The sequence below is a fragment of the Aminobacterium sp. UBA4908 genome (assembly GCF_002398115.1).
GTDB lineage: Bacteria > Synergistota > Synergistia > Synergistales > Aminobacteriaceae > Aminobacterium > Aminobacterium mobile.
On record NZ_DHCG01000003.1, the window covers coordinates 89,998 to 112,906 of the forward strand.

General features: G+C 43.1%; 25 protein-coding genes. 2 read left to right on the forward strand and 23 right to left on the reverse strand.

The features are described 5' to 3' along the window. Window positions 1-27: 27 nt before the first annotated feature. From B4J50_RS04470 to B4J50_RS04485, 4 genes are read right to left on the reverse strand one after another with little or no spacing between them, the layout of a single operon-like run. Window positions 28-819: a TlyA family RNA methyltransferase gene (locus B4J50_RS04470; RefSeq protein WP_286846529.1), complete on the reverse strand. Its 792-nt coding sequence runs from the start codon at window positions 817-819 to the stop codon at window positions 28-30. 7 nt (window positions 820-826) lie between these two features. Continuing rightward, window positions 827-2,698, reverse strand: coding sequence for a 1-deoxy-D-xylulose-5-phosphate synthase (dxs, locus tag B4J50_RS04475; RefSeq protein ID WP_286846527.1), 1,872 nt, complete (start codon window positions 2,696-2,698; stop codon window positions 827-829). 41 nt (window positions 2,699-2,739) lie between these two features. Next, window positions 2,740-3,639, reverse strand: a complete 900-nt coding sequence (locus B4J50_RS04480) for a polyprenyl synthetase family protein (RefSeq protein WP_286846525.1) — start codon at window positions 3,637-3,639, stop codon at window positions 2,740-2,742. Continuing rightward, window positions 3,632-3,859 (reverse strand): exodeoxyribonuclease VII small subunit, encoded by a 228-nt coding sequence (locus B4J50_RS04485; RefSeq protein ID WP_024822322.1) that lies wholly within the window; start codon window positions 3,857-3,859, stop codon window positions 3,632-3,634. The genes B4J50_RS04480 and B4J50_RS04485 overlap by 8 nt, the downstream gene beginning before the upstream one ends. Window positions 3,860-3,971: 112 nt before the next feature. Here B4J50_RS04485 and rpmB point away from each other — a divergent pair, with 112 nt between their 5' ends. Beyond that, window positions 3,972-4,166: a 50S ribosomal protein L28 gene (gene rpmB / locus B4J50_RS04490; protein ID WP_084043892.1), complete on the forward strand. Its 195-nt coding sequence runs from the start codon at window positions 3,972-3,974 to the stop codon at window positions 4,164-4,166. Between the two features lie 15 nt (window positions 4,167-4,181). Here rpmB and B4J50_RS04495 read toward each other — a convergent pair whose 3' ends face one another. From B4J50_RS04495 to nadE, 15 genes are read right to left on the reverse strand one after another with little or no spacing between them, the layout of a single operon-like run. Next, window positions 4,182-4,919: a thiamine diphosphokinase gene (locus tag B4J50_RS04495; protein ID WP_286846521.1), complete on the reverse strand. Its 738-nt coding sequence runs from the start codon at window positions 4,917-4,919 to the stop codon at window positions 4,182-4,184. Then, a complete protein-coding gene (locus B4J50_RS04500) occupies window positions 4,903-7,329 on the reverse strand; it encodes an FtsK/SpoIIIE family DNA translocase (RefSeq protein ID WP_286846519.1) in 2,427 nt (808 codons plus the stop codon). The genes B4J50_RS04495 and B4J50_RS04500 overlap by 17 nt, the downstream gene beginning before the upstream one ends. Then, the gene (locus tag B4J50_RS04505) at window positions 7,316-8,695 is read right to left on the reverse strand and encodes a TldD/PmbA family protein (protein ID WP_286846517.1); all 1,380 of its coding nucleotides are present in this window, start codon (window positions 8,693-8,695) and stop codon (window positions 7,316-7,318) included. Before B4J50_RS04505 ends, B4J50_RS04500 begins: the two co-directional genes overlap by 14 nt. Continuing rightward, entirely contained in the window at window positions 8,676-8,975 is a 300-nt protein-coding gene (locus B4J50_RS04510) for a hypothetical protein (protein ID WP_286935000.1), read from the reverse strand. Before B4J50_RS04510 ends, B4J50_RS04505 begins: the two co-directional genes overlap by 20 nt. Further along, on the reverse strand, window positions 8,972-9,976 hold the full coding sequence (gene mltG / locus B4J50_RS04515) for an endolytic transglycosylase MltG (RefSeq protein WP_286846513.1): 1,005 nt from the start codon (window positions 9,974-9,976) through the stop codon (window positions 8,972-8,974). Before mltG ends, B4J50_RS04510 begins: the two co-directional genes overlap by 4 nt. A gap of 2 nt (window positions 9,977-9,978) precedes the next feature. Continuing rightward, a complete protein-coding gene (gene amrS / locus B4J50_RS04520) occupies window positions 9,979-10,980 on the reverse strand; it encodes an AmmeMemoRadiSam system radical SAM enzyme (protein ID WP_286846511.1) in 1,002 nt (333 codons plus the stop codon). Beyond that, entirely contained in the window at window positions 10,977-12,302 is a 1,326-nt protein-coding gene (amrA, locus tag B4J50_RS04525; protein WP_286846509.1) for an AmmeMemoRadiSam system protein A, read from the reverse strand. Before amrA ends, amrS begins: the two co-directional genes overlap by 4 nt. A gap of 26 nt (window positions 12,303-12,328) precedes the next feature. Further along, window positions 12,329-13,381, reverse strand: a complete 1,053-nt coding sequence (queA, locus tag B4J50_RS04530) for a tRNA preQ1(34) S-adenosylmethionine ribosyltransferase-isomerase QueA (RefSeq protein WP_024822314.1) — start codon at window positions 13,379-13,381, stop codon at window positions 12,329-12,331. Window positions 13,382-13,397: 16 nt separating this feature from the next. Further along, window positions 13,398-14,840 carry a SpoIID/LytB domain-containing protein gene (locus tag B4J50_RS04535; protein WP_286846507.1) on the reverse strand — a complete coding sequence of 481 codons (1,443 nt, stop codon included), beginning with the start codon at window positions 14,838-14,840 and terminating at the stop codon, window positions 13,398-13,400. A gap of 46 nt (window positions 14,841-14,886) precedes the next feature. Next, a complete protein-coding gene (locus B4J50_RS04540; RefSeq protein WP_024822312.1) occupies window positions 14,887-15,111 on the reverse strand; it encodes a DUF2905 domain-containing protein in 225 nt (74 codons plus the stop codon). Continuing rightward, window positions 15,112-16,167: a Holliday junction branch migration DNA helicase RuvB gene (gene ruvB, locus B4J50_RS04545; RefSeq protein ID WP_286846734.1), complete on the reverse strand. Its 1,056-nt coding sequence runs from the start codon at window positions 16,165-16,167 to the stop codon at window positions 15,112-15,114. A gap of 10 nt (window positions 16,168-16,177) precedes the next feature. Beyond that, the gene (gene ruvA / locus B4J50_RS04550) at window positions 16,178-16,783 is read right to left on the reverse strand and encodes a Holliday junction branch migration protein RuvA (protein WP_034326307.1); all 606 of its coding nucleotides are present in this window, start codon (window positions 16,781-16,783) and stop codon (window positions 16,178-16,180) included. After that, entirely contained in the window at window positions 16,777-17,307 is a 531-nt protein-coding gene (ruvC, locus tag B4J50_RS04555; protein ID WP_024822309.1) for a crossover junction endodeoxyribonuclease RuvC, read from the reverse strand. Before ruvC ends, ruvA begins: the two co-directional genes overlap by 7 nt. After that, entirely contained in the window at window positions 17,294-18,049 is a 756-nt protein-coding gene (locus B4J50_RS04560) for a YebC/PmpR family DNA-binding transcriptional regulator (protein ID WP_286846503.1), read from the reverse strand. The genes ruvC and B4J50_RS04560 overlap by 14 nt, the downstream gene beginning before the upstream one ends. 37 nt (window positions 18,050-18,086) lie before the next feature. Beyond that, window positions 18,087-18,833, reverse strand: a complete 747-nt coding sequence (gene nadE, locus B4J50_RS04565) for an NAD(+) synthase (protein ID WP_286846500.1) — start codon at window positions 18,831-18,833, stop codon at window positions 18,087-18,089. Window positions 18,834-19,138: 305 nt separating this feature from the next. On the opposite strand from nadE, the gene nikR reads away from it, so the two are divergent. Continuing rightward, window positions 19,139-19,546, forward strand: a complete 408-nt coding sequence (nikR, locus tag B4J50_RS04570; RefSeq protein WP_024822306.1) for a nickel-responsive transcriptional regulator NikR — start codon at window positions 19,139-19,141, stop codon at window positions 19,544-19,546. 34 nt (window positions 19,547-19,580) lie between these two features. Here the strand turns inward: nikR and B4J50_RS04575 are convergent, their stop codons facing one another. From B4J50_RS04575 to rseP, 4 genes are all read right to left on the reverse strand, one after another. Beyond that, entirely contained in the window at window positions 19,581-19,760 is a 180-nt protein-coding gene (locus B4J50_RS04575; protein ID WP_286846497.1) for a hypothetical protein, read from the reverse strand. 64 nt (window positions 19,761-19,824) lie between these two features. Then, window positions 19,825-20,775, reverse strand: coding sequence for an ornithine carbamoyltransferase (gene argF / locus B4J50_RS04580; RefSeq protein ID WP_286846494.1), 951 nt, complete (start codon window positions 20,773-20,775; stop codon window positions 19,825-19,827). Next, window positions 20,742-21,851, reverse strand: a complete 1,110-nt coding sequence (gene ispG / locus B4J50_RS04585) for a (E)-4-hydroxy-3-methylbut-2-enyl-diphosphate synthase (protein WP_286846492.1) — start codon at window positions 21,849-21,851, stop codon at window positions 20,742-20,744. The genes argF and ispG overlap by 34 nt, the downstream gene beginning before the upstream one ends. 18 nt (window positions 21,852-21,869) lie before the next feature. Further along, window positions 21,870-22,904 carry an RIP metalloprotease RseP gene (rseP, locus tag B4J50_RS04590; RefSeq protein WP_286953955.1) on the reverse strand — a complete coding sequence of 345 codons (1,035 nt, stop codon included), beginning with the start codon at window positions 22,902-22,904 and terminating at the stop codon, window positions 21,870-21,872. Window positions 22,905-22,909 lie beyond the last annotated feature (5 nt).

Below are 22,909 nucleotides of genomic sequence, written 5' to 3' on the forward strand. Positions count from 1 at the left end.
CCTCCGCATCTCTCTTATGACAATGGTTTATTTCTCATCTAATGTTTTGTGACTTTCCGCTACAATTTGAGTGAAATCTGTATGTAATGACTCGTCTTTTTTTCCTTTTTGGAGGAAGAAAAGAAATTCTATATTCCCCTTGGGTCCTTTCAGAGGAGACCACGTAGCCCCTCGTAGCGAAAGGAGCGTTTGCTTTTCTATAAAAGAGGATAATTCCTGCAATATAGTTTGGTGCAAAAGGGGGTCTTTCACAACGCCATTTTTGCCCAGACGTTCTTTTCCAGCCTCAAATTGAGGTTTTACTAAACATATTATACAGCCATCTTCTTTTAGGAGTTTCTCCATAACAGGCAGAAGAAGAGTTAAAGAAATAAAAGAAGCATCAATAGTAATAAGATCCATCCCTTCTTCAAACTGACCTGGCTCTAAATATCTGGCGTTCGTACGTTCCATGACCACTACGCGAGAATCTGTGCGTAATTTCCATGCGAATTGACCGTAACCCACATCTACAGAGTAGACTTTTAAAGCACCTCTTGAAAGCATCACGTGTGTAAAACCGCCAGTTGAGGCTCCTATGTCCATACAAATTTTTCCTGTAGGGTTGGTATGAAAGATATCAAGAGCTTTTAAAAGTTTATGAGCTCCCCGGCTAACCCATTCTTCGCGAGGTGCATCGCTACTTTCTTTAACTTCTAGAGAAGCATCTTTAGGAAGCATGGTTCCCACTTTAACAATCTGTTTATGGTTGGAAAAAACGCGCCCTTCCAGAATGAGAGCACATGCCTTCGCTCGTGATGGGGCTAGATTTCTTGCCACGAGGAGCTTATCGATTCGTTCCTTTTGTATTTTCCCTATAGCTATTCACCACTCTTTGAGGCGTTAATCCACAAAATTCTCTTTGTTTTTCAGGAGTTCCGTGAGGGACAAAGAGGTCAGGAATTCCTATAGGAATAACCTGTGCTGGCCATGCTTTTTCTGATGCTCGGGCTGCTATGGTCTCCCCTATGCCACCGTTGCTATATCCTTCTTCCAGAACAATTACTATCCGATCAGATTGAAGCCTTTGATCGATGGTTTCCCAATCTAGAGGCTTGATCCATCGAAGATCAAGAATTGTAGGGGCTGGCTCTCCTTGGGCAACGGCTAAATGAGAACTCTCGAAAGCGAGCTGAAGAGTAGCTCCTATTCCCATAATACTCCATTCATTTCGTTCCCCTTGCTGAATAATCTCTGCTCGATAAGGCGGCGGTGGGTTGGGGTTGTTCCTAGAAATTTCTTCGGGAGCTATTCCCCGAGGGTATCGAATGAGTACAGGGGTTGAACGGCTCAGACAATGGTCGAGCATCGCTCTAAGATCAACGATGTCGCGAGGTGCCAGTATCTCTAAATGAGGGATAGATTTTCCCCATGCCATATCTAAAAGCCCATGGTGAGTCTCTCCATCCTCTCCAACGAGCCCCCCTCGATCTATGGCTAAAACAACAGGAAGGTTCTGGAGTGCAATATCGTGGACAAGCTGATCCATGGCTCTTTGCAAAAAAGTCGAATAGATGAAAACTACAGGACGAAGCCCGCCAGCAGCCATCCCCGCAGACATTGTGAGCATATGTTCCTCGGCTATTCCTACATCGTAAAAACGGTCTGGGAAATGTTGCGCAAAGAGGTCAAGGCGAGTTCCATCTTTCATCGCAGCTGTAAGGCATACAATTTTGGGGTTCTTCCTTGCCAATCGACATAGCTCTTCTGTTGCTGCTGCACCCCAACTTATCCCACTTGATGTGGATTTTGAGGGTCTCTTGGCAGAAATGCCATGATAGATACTCGGGTGCTTTTCAGCGCATTCCAGTCCTTTCCCCTTTGTGGTCACTATATGAAGCAAAACAGGTTTATAATACTTTTTTGCCATTTGGAAGACAGTTTCCATTTCCGAAATATTATGTCCGTCAAAAGGGCCCCAATAATTAATATCGAGCTCATCGAAGATGTTGCCAGGCTTAACCAAGAATTTTATCTGATCTCTGAATTTAGATAAAACATTTTCGATGGATTGTCCCTGGGGAAGAGACGCACACGATTCTTTTATATATGTTTTTAAAGCATTGTAGGCAGAGCTTGAACTTAATTTGGCCAGATATGATGCGAACCCTCCTACACGGTGACTGATAGACATCTTATTATCGTTGAGAATAAAAATAACCTTTGTTTTTGCATCCTTCGTGTAATTAAGAGCTTCAAAAGAGAGCCCGTTAAGAAGAGCGCCATCTCCAATAACTGCCACCACATGATGATCTTCTTTTAAAAGATCTCTAGCCTTGGCATACCCGAGAGCCGCCGATAAAGAAGTGCTACTATGCCCTACATCGAAATGATCGCAGGGACTCTCGTCTCTTTTAGGGAATCCGCTCACGCCTCCCCATTGACGGAGTGTTGAAAACTGTTCTTTCCTCCCTGTCAGTATTTTATAGGCATAAGCTTGATGTCCCACGTCAAATATAATTTTGTCTTGAAGCGGATCAAATTGTCGTAGCAATGCAACAATCAGCTCTACAGCTCCTAAAGAAGAAGCAAGATGTCCTCCATTTTGCATTACTACATCTATAATTTCTTTTCTCAAGTCTTCACAGAGCAAAGAAAGAGCGCCTATAGACATGTCTTTAAGATCTCGATAGTCGTTAACGCGATTGAGAATTTGCATAATTTCTTAAGTGGTTCCTCCTTCTTTCTTGTAGCTTCCTTTTAACAACTTCTTTCAGAAAGGAAGATGGCGAGGTCTTGGAAAAAAGAGGTAGGCATATCTATAAGGTTAAGAGCATCTCTCGCCCTTTCACTCTCTTCCAATGCCCTTCTACGCGCTTCTGCTATGCCCCAAACAGTTACGAACGTGTTCTTTTCTTGTTGGGCATCTTTTCCGGGTGTTTTGCCTAAAACTTTTGCAGTAGCGGTAACGTCAAGTATATCGTCAACAATCTGAAAGGCCAGTCCTAAGTGCTCTCCATACTTTTCAAAAGCATCTACAGCTAAAGCAGGAGCGCCGGCAAGGATAACTCCTACAGTAACAGAAGATTGTATCAATACGGCTGTTTTTTGTCGCGCTATACGGAGAACGAAATCGGCATTATCTTGATAGCTCTGGGGATCGGTGTCCAGGACTTGTCCTCCACAGATACCAGAAGGCCCTATAGCTTGGGAGAATATGGAGAAAGCCTTTATAATTCGCTCTGCAGGGATGTTCCCTCTGTTAAGGTGGAAAAGTGGATATTCAAATCCCCAGGCAAGCAATGCATCACCTGCCAATATGGCCAGAGTTTCTCCAAAGATAATGTGGTTTGTAGGTTTACCACGGCGCAAAGAATCATTATCCATAGCTGGTAAGTCATCATGGATAAGGGAAGCCGTGTGAATCATCTCGAAAGCCAACGCCATGGGGAGTATTTCCTTCCGATCTGCTCCCATGGTTTCTGCGGCTTTAATGCAAAGAATTGGACGAAGTCGTTTCCCTCCAGCCATGAGAGAATATACCATGGATTCCCAAAGACGCGATGGGATATTTTTTGGCTTTTGAGAGCACACGAGGGAAAGTTGCGTATCGACCCATTCCCTTTCCTTCTCAAGTTCTTCTCTGATGAAATTAGACATGGTTATTTTCCCCCGATGATATCTCCCCAGTTGGAATTTCTTCTCCAGAATTTGTCAGAAGGGTTATTTTCTGTTCTGCCTGGGTCAAATAAGCTTGACACTCTTTTACGAGGGACACGCCTCGCTCGAAAAGCTCCAAAGCTTCCTCTAAAGGGAGTTCCTCTTTTTCTAGTTTATGAATAATATCCTGCAGTGCTTCAAGTTTTTCGCTAAAGTTCAAAATAATCCCTCCTTATGGGACGAGTTTTATGAGAAAGAATTGCCCAGAACACCTAACCTGTGATAAAATCCACCTGTTCGATCATTATTTCCTTCGGAGGAGGCGTAGAACTATGGCTAGAGTTTGTGATTGTTGCGGCCGTGGCCCTGTTACCGGGAATGCTGTCAGCCACTCGAATCGTCATACACGGAGACGTTGGCTCATTAATTTACAAAATGTCAAGGTAGATCTAGGTGCTGGTGAGACTCGACGCATGAAGATTTGCACTAGATGTCTAAAATCCGGCAAAGTCAAGCGGGCTGTATAATTCAGCCCGCTTTTTTTATTCTGCCCAGTAAAGATACACTGCAAGTCTTCCATTGTCTACTTCGACTTCAATACTTTTACCCCCATCGTTTGCAAGGCGGTTGCTTATAGAGTATGGTCGGAATAAGTGAAGAGTCGTTTTTTCAAGTTCCCAGCGTGTCCCATGAATACTCACATTTTCGCACGTTTCTTCGAGGGCCAAAAGAGACACTGTTCGAGGTAATGGTGTATGAAAATTAATTTGTATCTGTTCTGGCCCGTCTAGAATAAAAAGGGCCTCTTTATCATCGCAGAGACATACAACTCGAAGCCCCCATTCCCTTTCTGCCCAAATAGCTGAAAAAATATTGCTCCATGTATGATCTACCCGCCCCCCCCAACATCCCGTAAGCAGAACTTCAGCGTGAGGAAAAGCCTCTCCAATGTGTTTTAACGCTAGTTGGAGGTCAGTATAATCCTTATCTACTGGGTATTTTTTTATCTGCACTTTTTTCTGTAAAGCCCATTTTAAGCTCTCTGAGGAACTACTGTCTTCATCTCCGACAATGTATTCTGGTACGATATCTGATTGCCTGCACACTTCTAAACCAGAATCAGCACACCATATGTGCCGAAAAGATCGAGCTATAGCAGAAAACCAAGATGAGGCGGGAGCTCTTCCACCTGCTACAAGTAAAACTGACGTATCTCGTATTGATCTACTCGATATAAACTCCCATGATCCAATGGAGAGAGTTTTATTCCACGTGTTCATCCATAATCTCCTGCGCTCGAGTTTCATCGACAAGTATTTCTCGCGGTTTTGATCCGTCAGGAGGACCTACAATGCCAAGTTGCTCCATTGTATCTATAAGACGAGCAGCACGAGTAAAACCGATGCGTAGCTGACGTTGCAAACGACTTGCAGATGCTATACCTGTATCAAGGACAATCTGCATGGCTTCTTCTAAGAGGGGATCATCTGTGAAAGCAGCATCTACTCCATTTCCGCCACTCTCTCCCTGTTCCTCTATATCAATATATTCAGGTTCACCAAAAAGATTCTTCATGTAGGTTACAACTTCCATGGACTTACCGTCCTCTATAAATGGAGACTGAAGTCGCACAGGCCTGGGATATCGAGGACTTACAAAAAGCATGTCTCCCTTCCCAAGCAGTTTTTCTGCTCCTGACACATCGATGATAGTTCTAGAGTCTGCTTGAGAAGGAAGTGTGAAGGCTACGCGAGCCGGTATATTAGCTTTAATCAGACCTGTTACTACATTGACTGACGGGCGCTGCGTAGCCAACATTAAGTGTATTCCCGTCGCTCGCGCCATTTGTGCCAAACGACAAATGTAGTCTTCCACTTCTTTTTGAGCCGTAAACATAAGATCTGCCAACTCATCAACTACTATGACGATGTGAGGTAATTTATCTTTGGGCAGCACCTTCTCGTTGTAGCCAGCCAAATTACGAACTCTCGCGCGAGCAAAAATATCGTAACGATGTTCCATTTCCCGAACAGCCCACGCCAAAGCCTGAATTGCTTTTTTAGGAGAGACTACTGGCTTGGCTAATATATGAGGCAAGTGCTCATATATACTAAGCTCTACTCGCTTAGGGTCTATCATGAGAAAGCGAAGCTCTTCGGGACGTCGACAGTAACAAAGTCCAGCTATGCAACTATTGACGAAAACACTCTTCCCTGATCCAGTAGTTCCAGCCACTAGAAGATGAGGCAAATCTTCTAACCCTATAATAAGGGGGCGGGAGTCTACTCGAACTCCCATGGGGAGAGGAAGGGCATAATCGGCTTGCTCAAAGGCCTGAGAATCAAGTACCTTCCGAAGAGAAACTCCCCGCCTTTTAGGGTTGGGTATCTCTATCCCAACATAAGGTTTCCCTGGAATTGGCGCTTCTACACGTAGAGCAGGAACAGCTAAAGCTACAGCCAAATCATTGGCCAAACCTGCTATTTTGCTTACTTTTATACCAGGTGCAAGCTGTATTTGGAATTGTATAACAGTAGGGCCTATGACTATTTCTGCTAATTCAGCTTGTACGTCAAAATCGGCTAGGGTGGAGATAATCGCTTCACTTTGCTCTTTTGCTTTTTCTTCTCCCCTGTCTTGAAATGCCGGTTCAGGGGTTCCAAAAAGATCAAGTGGTGGGGGGAAAACTCCCTCGACGATACTTTCTTCCTCTCCTTTTTCTGGTGTAGGGAGATTTATTTCTGGCATAGTTTCTCCTTCAGCACCTGTGGAATCTGTTTCGTCCATAACAATACGAGCTGGCGCTTCTTCGGCCTGACTTTCTTGAAAAACAGATTTAAGAGAAGGTTCTTCTCCCTCTTCTTCACCTTCCTGTTTTTTCACGATTTCCCTTTCTTGTATTATTTGGTGCTTCACCTCTGACTTGGAATTTTCTTTAGATGTTTCTAATATTTCATCCGTGGATATTGTTTTAGGATTTGTTTGTTGGTCACACATGTTTTCAGTTTTTTCTGCTGCTAATGTCGCTCTTGAAATGGGAGTGTCTTCTTTAGATTCCAATAGTTTCTTACGATGAAGTTCAAATCCCTTGATTTTTAAAGACATAGCCTCCCAAGCGGTTAAAATATTTTGAGTACTGATAATGCCATACAAAACCAGGGACGTTAAGATGCTCGCTATACAAAACAGCATCGTGCCAAAGAATCCCACATTTACCATAAAAAACTGAGCTAGATTTTGTCCAAAGAACCCTGGCTTGAGTAGTGTCCAATGGGGCTGGAGTACAAATCGGGAAAAAAGGCCCAGAACGAGAGCTGCGCTCGTAAATAGAAACAAGGTAGCTAGCGTTTGTGCTAGAATTCGATATATTTTCCGTCGGAGAAGAATCGAAAAACATATATATCCCATGAAGAGAAGTACAATAAGCACTGCTCCCCCTGCTCTAGTTGTTAAAGATGTTTGAATTTCCACCCCTACTCGACCTGTCCAAAAAGAGAAAAGGGATGCAATGGCATAAACAATAGCTAAAAACAAGAAGAAGAAAAACAAACGAACCCACGTAAAAAGGCGACGGATTCTTCCTTCTCTGATTTCTTTGAGTTCTTCTTCCGTGCGTCGTGGTTTGGAAAAAAGAATACCTTTATTCTGTTTAGGGCGTCCACGTTTCTTTTTACGTTTAAAGAGACTCATGGTCTGTCACGTTGCCTCCAACTATGAGTTTTTTTATAAGCAAAGCTGGTTGTCCATCAGTGACGGGAACTGATTGACCTGCTTTTCCGCACATTCCAGGTAAATAGAGGAGATTATCCCCAACAGCTCTAATATCCATTAGTGCTTGAGGCCCGTTTCCTGTGAGCAAAGCACCCTTTACTGGGTGAGCGATAGAGCCGTTTCGGATGAAATATCCCTCGGTAACATAGAAGACAAAATCCCCGGAAGTTGGGTTTACTTCTCCACCACCCATTTTTTTTACATAAAGGCCGTAATCAACACTTTGTATCATCGCCTCTTCATTGCTATCTCCTGGCAATATAAAGGTATTGCTCATCCGCGGAATAGGAGGATTCCTATACGAGTCCCTCCTTCCGTTGCCAGAGAGGGGCAATCCTTCCTTTGCAGCTGAAATTTTATCAGTTAAAAAGCCTTTTAGAACCCCCTCTTCAATGAGGACAGTTCTCTGTGCTGGAACCCCTTCATCATCTATTGTATAGCTGCCGAAAAGACCTGGGAGGGTCCCATCATCTATCATAGTTACCAAAGGACTTGCGACTTTATGTCCTATTTTATTACGGTAAACAGAAAAGTCTTTCTGTATAATATCTGCTTCAAGTCCATGTCCACATGCTTCATGTACGAGAGTTCCTCCTGCTTCTCCAGAAAGTATAACTGGCATAGTTCCGGCTGGACAATCTGGCGCTTCAAGCATGAGAAGAGCTTGTTTTAGAGCCTGATTGGCCAGGATCCACGGAGTATATTTTCCCCAGAAAATATTGGGTACCTCTAGTCGGGCTGCATTTTCATACCCCGTTTGAATTTGTCCATTTTTTTCCACGGTAACCTCTACGCTGAAGCTTGTGTACGGACGATTTTCTCGAAATAAGTCTTCCTCTTGATTGATAATGATGATGTTTTTTAAGGAAAGAGAGTAATTAATAGAAACTTGCGATACATAGGGGCTAGCCTCTCGTATTTTTCTATCTATATCTCGAAGAAATTGTGTCTCTGGAGGAGCCACGAAGGCTGTTTGCTTTATAATTCGGCGCTGAAAGTCGCCTTCATTTTCCCAAGATAAGGGGATTCCTATATTACGGGTGCTTTCTCGAAGAGCAGAGAGGCCGTTTGTTACAGCAACACCTGGAGTGTGTGAATAAGACGTGACGTCCTCCCTTACCACCCGAGCGCCTACTCCTTCTCGAAGGGAAGAACTTATTTCTTCTAAAGCCCCATCTTCAAAAGAAATGCTGTGAGCAGCAGATGATTCAAAGTAAAGGTCCGCAAAATCTATTTTGTAACGACGAAGCGAATCGAACGCTCGCTTAAAAATGGCTAAATCCATATTCCTCTGTCCCTTCTTGCTTTTGATGTCTTTCTACACGCTCTATCTTAACAGGAAATCCTTCCTCTCTCAGTTTTTCTATGAGAAGTTCCCCCTCTTCTGATTGACTAGGAGGACAGAAAAAAGAAAGTTCTCCTTTGCGAGGATCATCTGTTCGAATATATCCTAATCCATTATATTCGGAGACAATCCAACTAATAAGCACAATATAAGAAGGACAGACCGAAAGTACTAATCTGTCCATATCATGAACAGAAAGTGGTTCTTCTATATTATTCAATGTTGGGCACCTCTAATTTTTCGAATGTTCAGCAAATGTCCTTGATACGTAGTGGCAAAAAAATGTTGACCATCTTTCCCTGCTACATAATACAGATACTCTGTTTGAGCTGGTTTTAAGGCGGCCTCCCATGATGCAATGGAGGGGATGCAGATAGCTGTAGGCGGTAGCCCCAGCTTTTTGTATGTATTGTAGGGAGAATCTACTTCTAGATGTTTGAAAAGAACCCTCGAAAGGTTTTCTCCCTCCCTTTTCCATGCGTAAACTATTGTTGCATCTACTTGGAGAGGCATATTTTTGGCTACTCTATTCTTTATAATTCCTGCGATAAGGGGACGTTCCTCGTCTATTTTAGCCTCTCTTTCTACGAGAGAGGCTAGAATAGCTGTCTCCAATAATTCATGAGGCGAAAGGTTTTGTATTTTTGTATCAAAGTGTTTCCACCAGAGCGTGAATCCTGCTTTTAAAACATATTCCAGTTTCTTTTCAGGTACGTAATATGTATCTGGAAGCAAAAATGCTACGCGTGTTTCTGGAGCAAGAGGCAAGAGAGGCTGAAGATCGAGAGGAAATATAGCCGTATTCTGAAGGAGAGTAGATACCTCGTCTTCAGTCATGTCGGGAAAAGCATTTTTTATAGAGAAAAGATCAGAACCTGGAACTATTGTCACTTTTTCTTGAGAAGGAACGGCTTCTTTCAGTTGTTGCGCTACCTCCCAAGAAGTCCCCTTTTTAATCATGTACATGCCAGTCTTAAGGGTTCTGTCAATACCTAGACGTGCCATCCATCCACGTAACTCTAAGGGGTTTGTAACAATGCCTGCCTTATAAAAGGCATCAGCAATCTCTTTTGCATTTTGTCCAGGCAAAACAAGGGCTGGTAGAGGCTCTCCTACTCCAAAAGGAAATTGAGAATTCCACCATGACGTGGGGATCATGCAAAGCAAAAGAAAGTAACCTAGGGAACAGATAAGAAGAAGAATATCTATAAATTTTTTCACTTTTAATCCTCATTTCCAGTAAGAGTAACTATGGGGAAGCCGCATTTAGCACAACGACCTTCTCTATCCATAGCTTGAATATATGTATTGTATCCTCGACGCTCCAATATTGTTGCTTTACATGAAGGACAGAGAGTAAAAACTGTTTCTGTTACATTTCCTAAATAAACGAAATGCAAATGCTTTTCTGCCCGACTCTTGGCCTCTCTCAGCATAGTGATGGGAGTGGGCTTTTCATTCCATTTATAGCATGGAAAATATCGAGATATATGAAGAACCATGGAAGGGGAAAGAAACGCTGCCCACTTCGCCAATGATTCAATCCAAAGGGTATCTTTATGAATTCCCGTAACAATAAGGCTTGTTAATTCTACATGTATTCCTGCTGCAATCATTGTCTCTACTGTTTGTTTAACAGTGTTAAGATCTCCTCCCATAAATCGATATGTTTCCTCGTCAAAGGCCTTCACATCAATGTTGGCAGCATCTACATACGGCAAAAGATCTTTTAATGGCGCCTCGTTTATCATACCATTAGAGACCAAGACTACAGGAATCCCTTCTTTTTTCAGTATTTGGGCTGTATCCATCACATATTCATACCAAATGAGAGGCTCATTATATGTAAATGCCACAGAACGAACCTGCTCTTTACGAACAAGACGAAGAAGGTCAGACGAAGGAATGTAGGTTAAGGGGACCTTTGAAGAACATGTAGATATCTCCCAATTTTGACAGAAAGGGCAATGCATATTGCAACCAATACTCCCTATAGAAAAAATTTCGGTTCCTGGATTCCAATGATAAAGAGGTTTTTTTTCTACTGGGTCAAGAGCCATGGAAGAAACAAGACCATAATTTAAGCTAAAAAGTCCAGCCTCTCCTCGATGGATGCGTACGCCGCATAATCCTTTTTGTCCTTTTTTTAAAGAGCACCTGTGAGGGCAGAGATCACAAATAATTCTCTCCCCTTCTTTGTGCCACCATAAAGCTTGATACGTCATGGAGTATCTTCCCTTTCCGGATATCGATGGACGGTAAATCGGGAGATAGAGATGCCATCAAGGGTAGTAATGCCGGCCTTTTGAGCTGCAATCTGTATTTGCTGGCTGGCTAGGGTAATTCCCTCGAGATCAGGAAGCAATACTCCTCGCCGGTTTCCTTTGGAGACAATGACTCCATATTGTTTGGGATCAAGTTCTTCTACGTTGCGGATTACTTCGGGTTCACTCAATATGTCTATGGAGACAGTAAGATTAGGTAATTCCTCAGGGCGGACTGGTAAAAAGCGTGGATCTTCAGTAGCAGCTGCTATAGCGTTCTCTACTACTTCCCAAGCCAGGGAAGCTCGAACCGGGGTGATGGTTCCAATGCACCCCCGAAGTTCCCCTTTTAATGTTTTAAGAGAAACAAAACAAGCTTTTTTACTTTGTAGACTTTCTTGTGGCGCGAGTTCTTCCACGTCCTGAGGTGAAAGTCTTTCCCCCTCTCTCACGTATGTTTCTATAGCGTGTCGGGCTAAAGAGGGGTATGTTTTCCAAGGGAACACAGCTATAGCTGTGGCATATCCAACCCCAAAAGGTGCTTCATAAGAAAGTAATTTGGGTTTAGCTTTTTCCCCTGAGAGCGCAAGAAATACGAGCGCTGATCTGAGCCCACATTCCCCTGCCTCATAAATAGTGCGGGAAGGGAGATCAAGTAGAATTTTAGGATCTGACATCTTTATGGCATGAACTACTTGTTCATCAAAAAAAGAGCCTAAGGGGGAATATCCAGCTGGCGCATCGCGAGTGACTCGATGCGATAAATCACCGCTGGCTATAAGCCCCCAACTTTCTCCAGGTCTTTTAAACTTTTGTAGGATCTCTCCAGTTTTAAGAGCCTCCTTCAGAGAAAGACCCATGGGGTTTGCTACGATGAGTGTGGGAAAAACGCCCCACGCTTTATGGAAAAAATAAAGGGGCACTAACGAGGCATGATCGAGAAATACTTTCTCTTTTTGTACATGACTTATCGGTACTTCTCCTTGTAAAAAGCTATAGAGCGCTTTGCATTTCTCTCCATCGCTTTTTATTTCCACAGACACTTGAGGAGCTCCAAACATTGAAAGATCTCCAGCATAACAAGATGTTTCGAGAAAAAAAAGGCCAGAGCCTTGAGGAGCATGAGGGGAAAGAAGAAATAAGATATCAGGTTTCTGGTTTTTTAGATGATAGGTTAATTCCTTCATTCCATTAAGAGTTTGATGTGCCTCTTTTTCTCTTCCATGGCCTACTTCCGGAACGATGATAGGAGGATGAGGAACGAGACATGCCCATTTCCACATATGAAAAGCCTCCTTTCTTATTTACATCAACAAATAAACATGGCATCGCCAAAAGAAAAGAATCGATACTCTTTCTCTACTGCAGTTTTATAGGCATTCATAATATTATCGTATCCAGCTAAAGCTGCAACAAGCATTAAGAGAGTGCTACGAGGCAGATGGAAGTTTGTTATAAGTCCATCAACTATTTTAAAATTATAGCCAGGATAAATAAAAAGAGAGGTGTTTTTGCAGCCTTGTTGTATCACCTCTTCATTATCAACAGACATGCTTTCCAGCGTTCTTGCCACAGTTGTTCCAGAGGCAATGACACGTCGCTTCTCTGCTTTTGCCTTGCGTATGAGCGATGCCGTAGATTCAGGAACCTCACAATACTCTTTATGTATATTGTGTTGCCGGATATCTGATACCTGCACTGGTCGAAATGTTCCAAGCCCTACATGCAAAGTAACCCACGCCAAGGTAATCCCGTGTTCCTCTACTAAATGTTGTAGCTGTGCCTGGGTAAAATGTAAACTAGCCGTAGGTGCAGCAGAAGAGCCATTCCTTTTCGCAAAAACTGTTTGGTAGTCAGATGAAGATGCAGACGTATGTTTTATATAAGGAGGGAATGGAATTTCTCCTATTTCCTCGAGAAGAGAAAGTACATTACTCTCTTCCGGGAACCTCACAACTCGGACTCCTTCTGAAAGAGCATTTTCTATACTAACTAAAACGCCATTTTTAAGGCGTACAGCGCTACCTTTTTTCAGGCGACGCCCTGGCCGAACCAAGGCTTCCCAGCATGTCCACGTAGCATCTAATGGTTTGAGTAACAAAATCTCTACGTGGGCTGTTCCCTTTTCTTTTACACCATAGAGACGGGCTGGAATAACTCGAGTATCGTTAAGGACGAGCACATCTCCTTCTTTGAGAAAGTGCTCAAGTTCGTAAAAATATGTGTGAGTCATAGTGCCCGTATGCCGATCTAATACAAGAAGTCTCGAATGGTTACGGGGTGAAACTGGGTTCTGTGCAATCAACTTCTCTGGAAGTTCATATGCATATGATTCAATGTCAAAAAGATCTATTTGAGCCATAAAAAGTCTTCGCCTTCTATCGTCTTGAAAGTGTTGTCCCAGGGTAATAGTGTTGCAATATTTGAGAGTATTTCCAACCGTTTTCTGCTAGGCTTTTTGCCCCCCACTGGGAGAGACCTACCCCATGCCCCCACCCTCTGCCCTTGAACACAAAACCCTCAGAAGACGGTCGAATCTGTCCTGCCCCAGATTTTGTATTTGTAATGACAGAATTACTTTGTTTTTTTGGTTCCCCTTGTTTAAGAGCTTTTAAAAGGTACAATTTTTTCTTTTCAGGGTTCATGAGCATGTCGATCATTTCGTGGCTGGAAAAAGCTCCTTGTTTTGTGAGATCGATCATAGTCTGTTCTTCTTCAAAGGTTAACGGGCCATCACTGTTCGTAATACCGACATTATTGCGTTGTTCGGGCGCAGAGGGAGGGACAGGTGAATTAGGCACCGATTGGGCTTTCAAAGAAAGATGTTGACCATTAACGGCGGAGAAGAAAGTGCTCCTTAACACAGTAGGCCCTATAGCCATTCTGAATTGGTTGGACTTTATCTGGGTTGCCCCCTGGCTTCCCCTCAGCACAAGAGAAACTGTTCTTCCAAAAGAATCTTGCTGCCCGATTTCAATGCTCTGTATCTGTCCTACCTGAACTCCGATTTTACTAAGAGCCGACTGAATTTGTTGCGGGGAGAGAGAAACTTCCCACGTAGAATAAGGAGATGAATACGAAATGGCTTCCTGTACCCCTTTTAAGTATGGGATAGAACTGTTCCATACCTCTGCTACATTAGCTGTGGCTCCTCCACTATCAGAGTGAAAAGGAGTCAGGGCCAAGTCTGAGCCATATGTTACTACGATTCCCACAGTCTCTTTCACCGCTCTATCTGTTTGTGGTGTTTCGGCATTGATGCCTCGATATACTTGACAATCGGGGGTGGCCGTGAGATCAAACCCCTTGCTTCCATATTTCCCTATATTTTTAAGAGCATATGTTCTAGATATAATAGCTTGAGCTTTAAGAGATTCTAAAGGCCAAGCCGGGTTTGTTTCCATTTTGAGGACTCCTCTCACATAGTCTTCCACATCGAGCACGTTGACTATGCTAAAAGAGTTGCCATTCCCCTCTATTTTGATATATCCACGATATCGGACTTTATTATAAGCGAGCGGATTGGAACTCGTTAAAATTAAGGGGAGTTTTAAAGAATGTTTCCCTATGGCTGCGCGGTTATTTCCAGCCCATCTAATAGTAATTGCTTTATTAGCTCGATATTTTTTCCCGGAAGCTTCTTTCAAAATAATGGGAGAGCCTGAGGAAATAACTGCCTGCGAGAGGCCTATCCCTACTCCGATTCGAATAGGTTGTGAAGCAGCTTCCACTGGAGCCATCCAGTTTAAAGGCCATCCTATGAGGTTGAAAAGGAATAGCACAGTAAATACTATACGTTTTATCGGGGTCAAAAGCTTCATTACGGATAGGAACCTCCTCTTTTTTTGAGTTCTTCTAAATATTATATTATTTTATCCAGCGATTTATAATGTTAAGCACGAGCGTCAAGACAATGCTGATTATAAGCATTGTTGTTATGGGGGCAAAAATTGTTACATTTTTCTTAGTATATGTTATGTCACCAGGCAAACGCCCTAGAGGAAGATTAAGTTTGCTAAAGAGCAAGAAAGCAATGCCAGCTATCACTAGAACTATACCGATAAAGATAAAAATTTTTCCGATGTCTTGCATTTAGTTCCCTTCCTCCTCGCCATAAAATTTCAACTGATTTATTTTATCGTCGGGAGGAGTTTCTCCAAGATAAAGGTATCCGTTGCGCGTGGCTTTCCTCCCTCGAGGAGTTCGTTCAATAAGCCCTTTTTGTATCAAATAAGGTTCATAAATATCTTCGATGGTCTGGCTCTCCTCATTTAGTGCAGCAGCCACGGTAGAGAGCCCTACCGGGCCTCCATCAAAAAGGTCCACAATGACTCTGAGGATCCGCCGGTCTCCGTCATCAAGGCCAAGGGAGTCGAGGCCGAGCATATTTAAGGCGGCAGCAGCCAACGCATTTGTTATGGAAGATGATTGTCGGACTTCAGCCACATCCCTTACACGCTTCAGTAGCCTTATAGCAACTCGAGGTGTGCCTCTGGAACGCCGGGCGATCTCCAAAGCAGCTTCCGGCTCTATCGAGACACCCAAAACCTTCGCTCCCCGCTCCACTATATCGGCAATCTCTTTTTCGTTATAAAGAGTTAGTTGTTCGACAATACCAAAGCGAGCTCGAAGAGGCGACGTGAGAAGTCCTAATCGAGTAGTAGCTCCCACCAGAGTAAACGGAGGAAGAGAGAGGCATATATTATTAGCAAGAGGCCCTTTCCCCACTATAATATGGAGGTTATAGTCCTCCATCCCTGGATATAATATCTCTTCCACGCTTGCAGGCAGACGATGGATTTCATCAATGAAAAGCACGTCATATGGCTCGAGATTAGAGAGTATAGCAGCCAAATCCCCAGCTTTTTCCAAAGCAGGGCCGGTTGTAACCCGAAGTTGTCCCCCCATTTCGCGAGCAATAATACCTGCAAGTGTTGTTTTACCTAACCCCGGGGGACCGTAAAAGAGGATATGGTCCAGAGCTTCTTTCCGCTGTAGCGCAGCTTGTATGTAAATGGATAACTTTTCTTTGAGCTTTTGTTGGCCTACAAAGTCTTTCAAATTAGATGGACGAAGAGTCAATTCATCTGTGGTTTCATCTTGTTGCAGATCATAAAAACTCGTTCTTTCTTCTTCTGAAAATGGCACGCGATTCACCTCAGTTCCGCTTTAATTCACGAAGAGCTCCCTTAAGCAATATCTCTTCCGTAGCAGCGTCAAAATCTGCGCCCATTTGTCTTTTTAGACGATTCATTGCGCCATAGACTTCGTTTTGTGAGAATCCAAGGGAGCGAAGGGCTGCAGCCACTGTATTCCGAACCTCCACGACAGGTAGATCAATATCTTCAAAATCTGCTAGCATGTCTTCAGTAATATGACGTTTAAGTTCGAAACAAAGGCGTTCTGCTGTTTTCTTTCCCACTCCTGGTACCTGCAAAAAAGTGTCGAGATCTGATGTCGCAACAGCTCTTATCACTTGGCTGGGATTTAGAGAACGAAGGATAGCTAATCCCACACGTCCTCCTACCCCCTTTACAGTAATGAGCTTTAAGAATATATTTCGTTCCTGTTCACAGGAAAAGCCGAAGAGAGAAGCTCCATTATCTGTTATTTGCAGGTAGGTGGTGAGACGGACTACCTCTTTCTCCTCACATAACCGTAAGGCACTGCCAGAGCATAGAATATCGAAGCCCAACCCATTTACATCAAGAATGACGCCTTCTTCTCCAAGATGCAACACTTTCCCTTCTATACTTCTTAGCACAGTCGATCACCAACCCCAGTCCTTTGGGCATAAGAATGCAGCGCAAAACCTGTAATAGCAATTGCTAATGCGTCTGCTGTATCGTCAGGTTTTGGTTTTTCTTTGAGGTTCAATAATCGTTGAACCATCCTTTGTACCTGTTTTTTATCTGCAGATCCCGAACCGCATACTGCCATCTTAATCTGCGCTGGTTTGGGCTCATAGAGAGGTAATTGATATTGAGATGCCAACAGCAAGACTATGCCTCGAGCTTGCCATACATTCCCAGCCGTGGTGGTATTTCTCCCAAAAAACAAGCTTTCGACTGACATAAAATCAGGGGAGCAACAACGGATCCGCTCCCCAAGTTTGTCATATATCATTTCGAGCCTTTGCGAAACATCTGTTCGGGGCGGAGTTTCTATACACCCATATTCTACAGCAGTAAAGGAATGCCCTTCTTTAAGGATAAAGGCAAATCCTACTCGCCCTAGTCCTGGATCTACCCCCAGACAAACGGCAGGTGAACTCTTATTCTGCTTCAATTTGTGCCATAAGTTCATCCGGAATGTCGAAATTGGCATATACATTCTGGACGTCATCATGTTCTTCCAGATTATCCATGAGTCTCAGAATTTTTACAGCCTGTTCTTTTGCTTCTATAGCTATAGTACTATTGGGAATCATATCAGTTTCAGCTCGAGTAACTGCATACCCTGCTTTTTTTAGAGCTTCCTGAACATCGTTCACAGCGCTGGAGTCAGTGTAAATAATATACCCATCTTCTTGGGTTTCCATATCTTCCGCGCCAGCATCCAGGCAAGCCATTAATAGAGCTTCTTCGTCAAGATTTTCCCCTTTTACCTCTACTACCCCTTTTCTCTCGAACATCCAGGCTACACATCCTGATTCCCCAAGAGAACCACCGCCGCGGGATAAAATAGCTCTCATATCAGCAGCTGTTCTATTTCTATTGTCGGTAAGAGCTTCTATCATAAGAGCTATGCCATTAGAGCCGTACCCCTCATATGTAATTTCTTCATAGTTAGCGCCCGCTATTTCTCCAGTACCGCGTTTTATAGCTCTATCTATGTTGTCGTTAGGAACGCTCGCAGCACGGGCTCTATCGATAGCCGTTTTCAGCTGAATATTCATAGAGGGATCTCCCCCTCCATTTTTAGCAGCGACGATAATGGCTCGTACTAACTTTTGGAACAAATTTCCTCTCTTAGCATCTTGAGCAGCTTTTCTGTGTTTTATATTAGCCCACTTTGAATGTCCGGACATGAACAATCACCTCTTAATAATTATAAAATATGTCTTTTTATTCCGAAATCAAACAGATTGGAGGCATGTTTCGCTTATGTTGAGATCTGCGAATTCGCTTTTCAATCTGTAGTTGAATGTCAGATCCCACTTTTCCTGTAGCTATATATTGATCTATATCGATGTAATTGAGACCCATTTCTTTCTCATCAGTTTGCCCTTTCCACAATCCTGCCGATGGAGGTTTCTGGATGATTTTTTCAGGGATGCCAATGTACGCTGCAGTATGGCGAACTTCTTCTTTGAGCAGATCGCCTAAAGGGAGAAGGTCTGTGCCGGAGTCACCATGCTTAGTAAAATACCCAATAGTTAACTCGGCTTTGTTGCTTGCTCCACAGACAAGGTAGCCTTTAGATTGGGCAAGAGCGTATAGAGTTGTCATTCGCAACCGTGGCTTTATATTAGATAAGGCTAGAGGTTCTATGTTCTCCTCCACTTGACGTAATGCTCTTACCAATCTGTCATATGTCGGCGTTAGATCTACGACAGCTGAGGGTAATTTAAAGATGTCGATAAGTTCTTCCGCATCCTCTCTATCTTTGGGAATGCTGTGGCATGGCATGATAACAGCGAGCATCTGATTATAAAAAACTTTTTTCAAGAGAACGGCAACTACGGCTGAGTCAATACCACCACTTAGACCTACGATTCCTCCGTAGGCCCCAGCTTCTTGAACTCGTTCTGCCAACCACTTTTCAATGGTAGCGACAATTTTTTGTGGAGAACGAATATATGTCTCTGCCATATAAATACCTTTCCTTCCCTTTCTTAAATTCTAGCATATCAGATAAACTCTGTTGTTTATATACTGATCCTGCTAACTAGCGGCTATTAATTGTAACACGAAAGGCCATTTTTTCAGTAATATTTTCTTCGCTGATGAAGATCAAAGAAACTGTTTGAAGAGAAGAAAATAATACTATGGAACACGTTTCCCCTTCGCTCGTATTCTCGATAAATAAAATATAATAGTGTTAATATAATAAGAGTCTATCTATAATTTGGTATGTGCAAATAGCACTTATATGTGCTAAAGGAGGCTGTGTAGAGGTGGAAAAGTTAGTTCGCTTTGGAGTGGCTGTACCAGAATCCCTTTTAGAGGAATTCGACAAGTGGATTCAGCGATCTGGAATTCCTAACCGCTCTAATGCCTTACGTCAGCTGATTCGTCAATCTATTTCAAGAAATAGATGGGAGGAAGGGGAAGGAAAAGTTTCTGGAACACTGACTATTTTATATGATCACCATTCTTATGACACATCAGCAGAGCTGACCCAGCTACAACATGACTTTGGAGATATTATCGTGTGCTCTACTCACGTACATCTCGATCATTCTCACTGTCTAGAGGCCATAGTGTTACGAGGTCCCGCGAAAAAAATCCGTAGTTTTGTAACTGCTATTTCTTCTATCAAAGGCATTAATAGCGCTGATGCAGCTATTACTACAACAGTTTAAAGGGCGGCAACTGCCGCCCTTATCTTTAAACACCTCAACCTGATGAACAAGAAGTACATGAGCCTCCGCACCCTTTTTTCCCAAGAGATTCTCCCTCTAACAAAATGAGTACTTTCCCCCGGCATTGCGGGCACTTTATAGGCGACATACCTTCTGGTTGTTCAAAAATAGTTCCGCAGGATGCGCATCGAAAAATTCTTTTATTCTCTGCCATATCCATCCCTCCATGTCATAATCGGGAATATCATACCCCCGCGAGGTGTATGAATCAAGAGAGATTAAAGATTACCGATGGTGGCTACCATAACAGCCTTGATAGTGTGAAGACGATTTTCAGCCTCATCAAAAACCTTAGAAGCCCTAGATTCAAAGACTTCTTCTGTCACTTCCTTGTCTTTATAAGCTGGAAGGCAATGAAGAAAGATAGTTTGTGGGTTTCCTGTCGCTTCCATAAGTTCTGTATTGATTTGGTAAGGACGCAGCAATGCTTCTCTTGCCTCTTGCTGGGCTTCCTCTCCCATAGAGGCCCACACATCTGTATAAAGAGCATGAGCTCCCTTAACAGCCTCTTTAGGATCCTGCTTTAAAGATATGGCCCCACCAGTTTTGCTTGCCAAAGCTAAACATTCTTGATAGAGACGTTCTTCAGGGAAGAGAGAAGATGGAGCACAAATGGTGAAGTGAAGACCTAGTTTAGCCGATCCGATCATGAGAGAATTTGCCATATTGTTACGACCGTCTCCTATATAGACAAGTCGTATCCCCTCTAGATTTGTACCGAAATTCTCTTGAAGCGTCAGGAAATCTGCCAGTATTTGTGTAGGGTGATATGTATCTGTAAGGCCATTCCATACAGGAACACCCGCATATTGAGCTAACTCTTCTACCACTGATTGTTTATACCCTCGAAATTCGATTCCGTCGAACATCCTGCCCAGAACGCGTGCTGTATCTTTTACATCTTCTTTGCCGCCAAGATGGATGTCGTTTTTTCCGAGATATTCAGCATGTCCACCTTCATCAATACAGGCTACTGTAAAAGCACAGCGAGTTCGAGTAGAAGCCTTCTCGAAGAGTAATGCTATATTCTTTCCCGCGAGCAAATCTCCCCGTATCCCTGCCCTTTTCTTAGCTTTCAATTTTGAAGCTAAGTCCAGAAGATAATAGATCTCTTGTTCTGTAAAATCTTTCAGAGTTAAAAAATGTCTTCCCTTGAGACTGATAGGCATGAGTGTTTCCCCTCTCCTTTAAGCTTTTTTTCTTTTTTTATTTCTTCTATAAGAGCAACTAATTTAATAGGAAGGTCCTCTATTGTACATTCCCCTACTATTCGTCCTTGTGTAAAAAGGATCATCCCCCGAGGAGAGCCAGCTACTCCTATGTCTGCAGATTTAGCTTCTCGTGGTCCATTGACTTCGCACCCCATAACAGCTACGCTGATTCCGTTGGGTACCTGCGTGAGTAGCGGCTTAATTTTTTCAACTATAGAAGCTACATCAATTCGTTTTCGTCCGCATGTAGGGCATGAAATAAGGTGAACTCCTTTTTCTCTCAAGCCAAGGGAGCGGAGAATTTCGTAGCCAGCTTCTACTTCTAAAAGAGAATCTGCTGTAAGACTGACACGCAACGTATTTCCTATCCCTTGGGCAAGCAAAAGGGATAGACCAGCTGCACTTCGAACAAGTCCTCGTGCGCCAGGGCCTGCTTCAGTTATGCCAATATGAATAGGGAAGGTTGAATATTTCTGGCCAAGGTATATGTTCGCTTGCACTGTTTCAGCTATGTTAGTAGATTTAGCTGAAAGTATAATTTGCTCAAACCCGTAACGTTGTAAAATGGTGAGCTGTTCTTCTACTGCGAAAGCGAGGGCTTTCCCTCGATCTCCATTGGTTTTTTGTAATTGTCGAGTATTAATGGAACCGCTATTAGCTCCTATACGAATGACAGTTCCAGACTCTTGCGCTTTCCGTATAACTCCTTCCAGTTTATTGGAAGGCATATTCCCGGGATTAATACGAATGGAGGGGCAACCAGCTTCCATAGCTAAAATAGCTAGCTCTGGGTCGAAATGGATATCGGCCATAATTGGAATATTGCTTTCTTTGTTTAGGCGACATAGAGAATGATATAAAGAACTTTCTGGAAAAGCTACGCGAAGAAGCTCACAACCAGATTCCTGTAATAAATTACATTGGCGAAGGCACATATCATAATCTGACAAAGGAAATTTCAGCATACTTTCGACACGTATAGGGGCTTGTCCTCCTATAGTTAAACCGCCAATAGATACAATGTTCGTAGTCATACCAGCTATCTCTCCTTTTTATAGGCTAAATATGCGACTGATGTCTTTCCATGTAATGAAGAGAATCAGGGAAATAAGAAGCACGAAGCCTACAAAATGGATATAATTTTCAACTCGTTCCGGCAATCTTTTCCGCGTAGCAATTTCTCCTAATATAAATACAAGCCGTCCGCCATCAAGAGCAGGGAAAGGGAACAGGTTAATAAGCCCAAGATTCAGATTGATGAGAGCCAAGAATGAGATAAACGTCCATATCCCTTGTTTTGCCGCTTCTCCAGCCATAGTTGCTATGCCAATAGGGCCTGTAACTTCAACATCTTGTGCGCGAAGGGCCCAGCGAATGATCCCTTGTATCATTTCGATACTCATAGATACAGTATAAGAAAAAGCATTCTTTAACGCAGTAAAAGCTCCGTATCGAACGAAAGGAGGTCGTACCCCGAGAAGAGCTGCCCCGTATGTGGAATTAAACGGAATGGAAATGGTTTTCTTAAAGCGAGCACCCTCTCGTTCGATCTCTAGCGTAACAGGTCCTGTAGAAGCTGCTTCTCGAATAGAACGAGCCATCTCTACCCAATTAGAAACAGATTCCCCATTGACAGATAAAATTAAATCTCCTGCTTGTAACCCCTCAGCCTGTGCAGGAAGATTTTCCATAATTGATCCTACAGCAGTAGAAGTCATATTTACTACGCCGTGTCCAGAAAGGAAGAAAGCAGTGAGTATTATGGCTAAAAAAACATTAACAAGGGGACCGTTAAAAAGGATAAGAAACCTCTGCCACGCTTTTTTATCATTGAACCCCTTGCCAGGGATTACATTTTCTCCCGGCTGTTCTTCTTCCATACCAGCTAGCCGTACAAATCCACCGATGGGGAAAGCACGAACAGACCATAGTGTCCTTCCTATTTTGTGTTTCCAGAGGACTGGACCCATCCCAAAAGAAAATTCATGAACCTGAACACCACAGGCTTTAGCCGTAATATAGTGCCCAAATTCATGAGATATAACACATATTCCTATGACTACTATAAATGACAATATACTGATCATATGTA

Coding starts and splice junctions, on each gene's coding strand:
- dxs (WP_286846527.1), bottom strand. CDS start 2,698: ATGCAAATTCTCAATCGCGTTAACGACTATCGAGATCTTAAAGACATG.
- rpmB (WP_084043892.1), top strand. CDS start 3,972: ATGGCTAGAGTTTGTGATTGTTGCGGCCGTGGCCCTGTTACCGGGAAT.
- B4J50_RS04540 (WP_024822312.1), bottom strand. CDS start 15,111: ATGCAAGACATCGGAAAAATTTTTATCTTTATCGGTATAGTTCTAGTG.
- B4J50_RS04505 (WP_286846517.1), bottom strand. CDS start 8,695: ATGGATTTAGCCATTTTTAAGCGAGCGTTCGATTCGCTTCGTCGTTAC.
- amrA (WP_286846509.1), bottom strand. CDS start 12,302: ATGTGGAAATGGGCATGTCTCGTTCCTCATCCTCCTATCATCGTTCCG.
- queA (WP_024822314.1), bottom strand. CDS start 13,381: ATGGCTCAAATAGATCTTTTTGACATTGAATCATATGCATATGAACTT.
- B4J50_RS04495 (WP_286846521.1), bottom strand. CDS start 4,919: ATGAACACGTGGAATAAAACTCTCTCCATTGGATCATGGGAGTTTATA.
- argF (WP_286846494.1), bottom strand. CDS start 20,775: ATGCCTATCAGTCTCAAGGGAAGACATTTTTTAACTCTGAAAGATTTT.
- B4J50_RS04575 (WP_286846497.1), bottom strand. CDS start 19,760: ATGGCAGAGAATAAAAGAATTTTTCGATGCGCATCCTGCGGAACTATT.
- B4J50_RS04480 (WP_286846525.1), bottom strand. CDS start 3,639: ATGTCTAATTTCATCAGAGAAGAACTTGAGAAGGAAAGGGAATGGGTC.
- B4J50_RS04500 (WP_286846519.1), bottom strand. CDS start 7,329: ATGAGTCTCTTTAAACGTAAAAAGAAACGTGGACGCCCTAAACAGAAT.
- rseP (WP_286953955.1), bottom strand. CDS start 22,904: ATGATCAGTATATTGTCATTTATAGTAGTCATAGGAATATGTGTTATA.
- B4J50_RS04560 (WP_286846503.1), bottom strand. CDS start 18,049: ATGTCCGGACATTCAAAGTGGGCTAATATAAAACACAGAAAAGCTGCT.
- ispG (WP_286846492.1), bottom strand. CDS start 21,851: ATGACTACGAACATTGTATCTATTGGCGGTTTAACTATAGGAGGACAA.
- B4J50_RS04535 (WP_286846507.1), bottom strand. CDS start 14,840: ATGAAGCTTTTGACCCCGATAAAACGTATAGTATTTACTGTGCTATTC.
- nadE (WP_286846500.1), bottom strand. CDS start 18,833: ATGGCAGAGACATATATTCGTTCTCCACAAAAAATTGTCGCTACCATT.
- amrS (WP_286846511.1), bottom strand. CDS start 10,980: ATGACGTATCAAGCTTTATGGTGGCACAAAGAAGGGGAGAGAATTATT.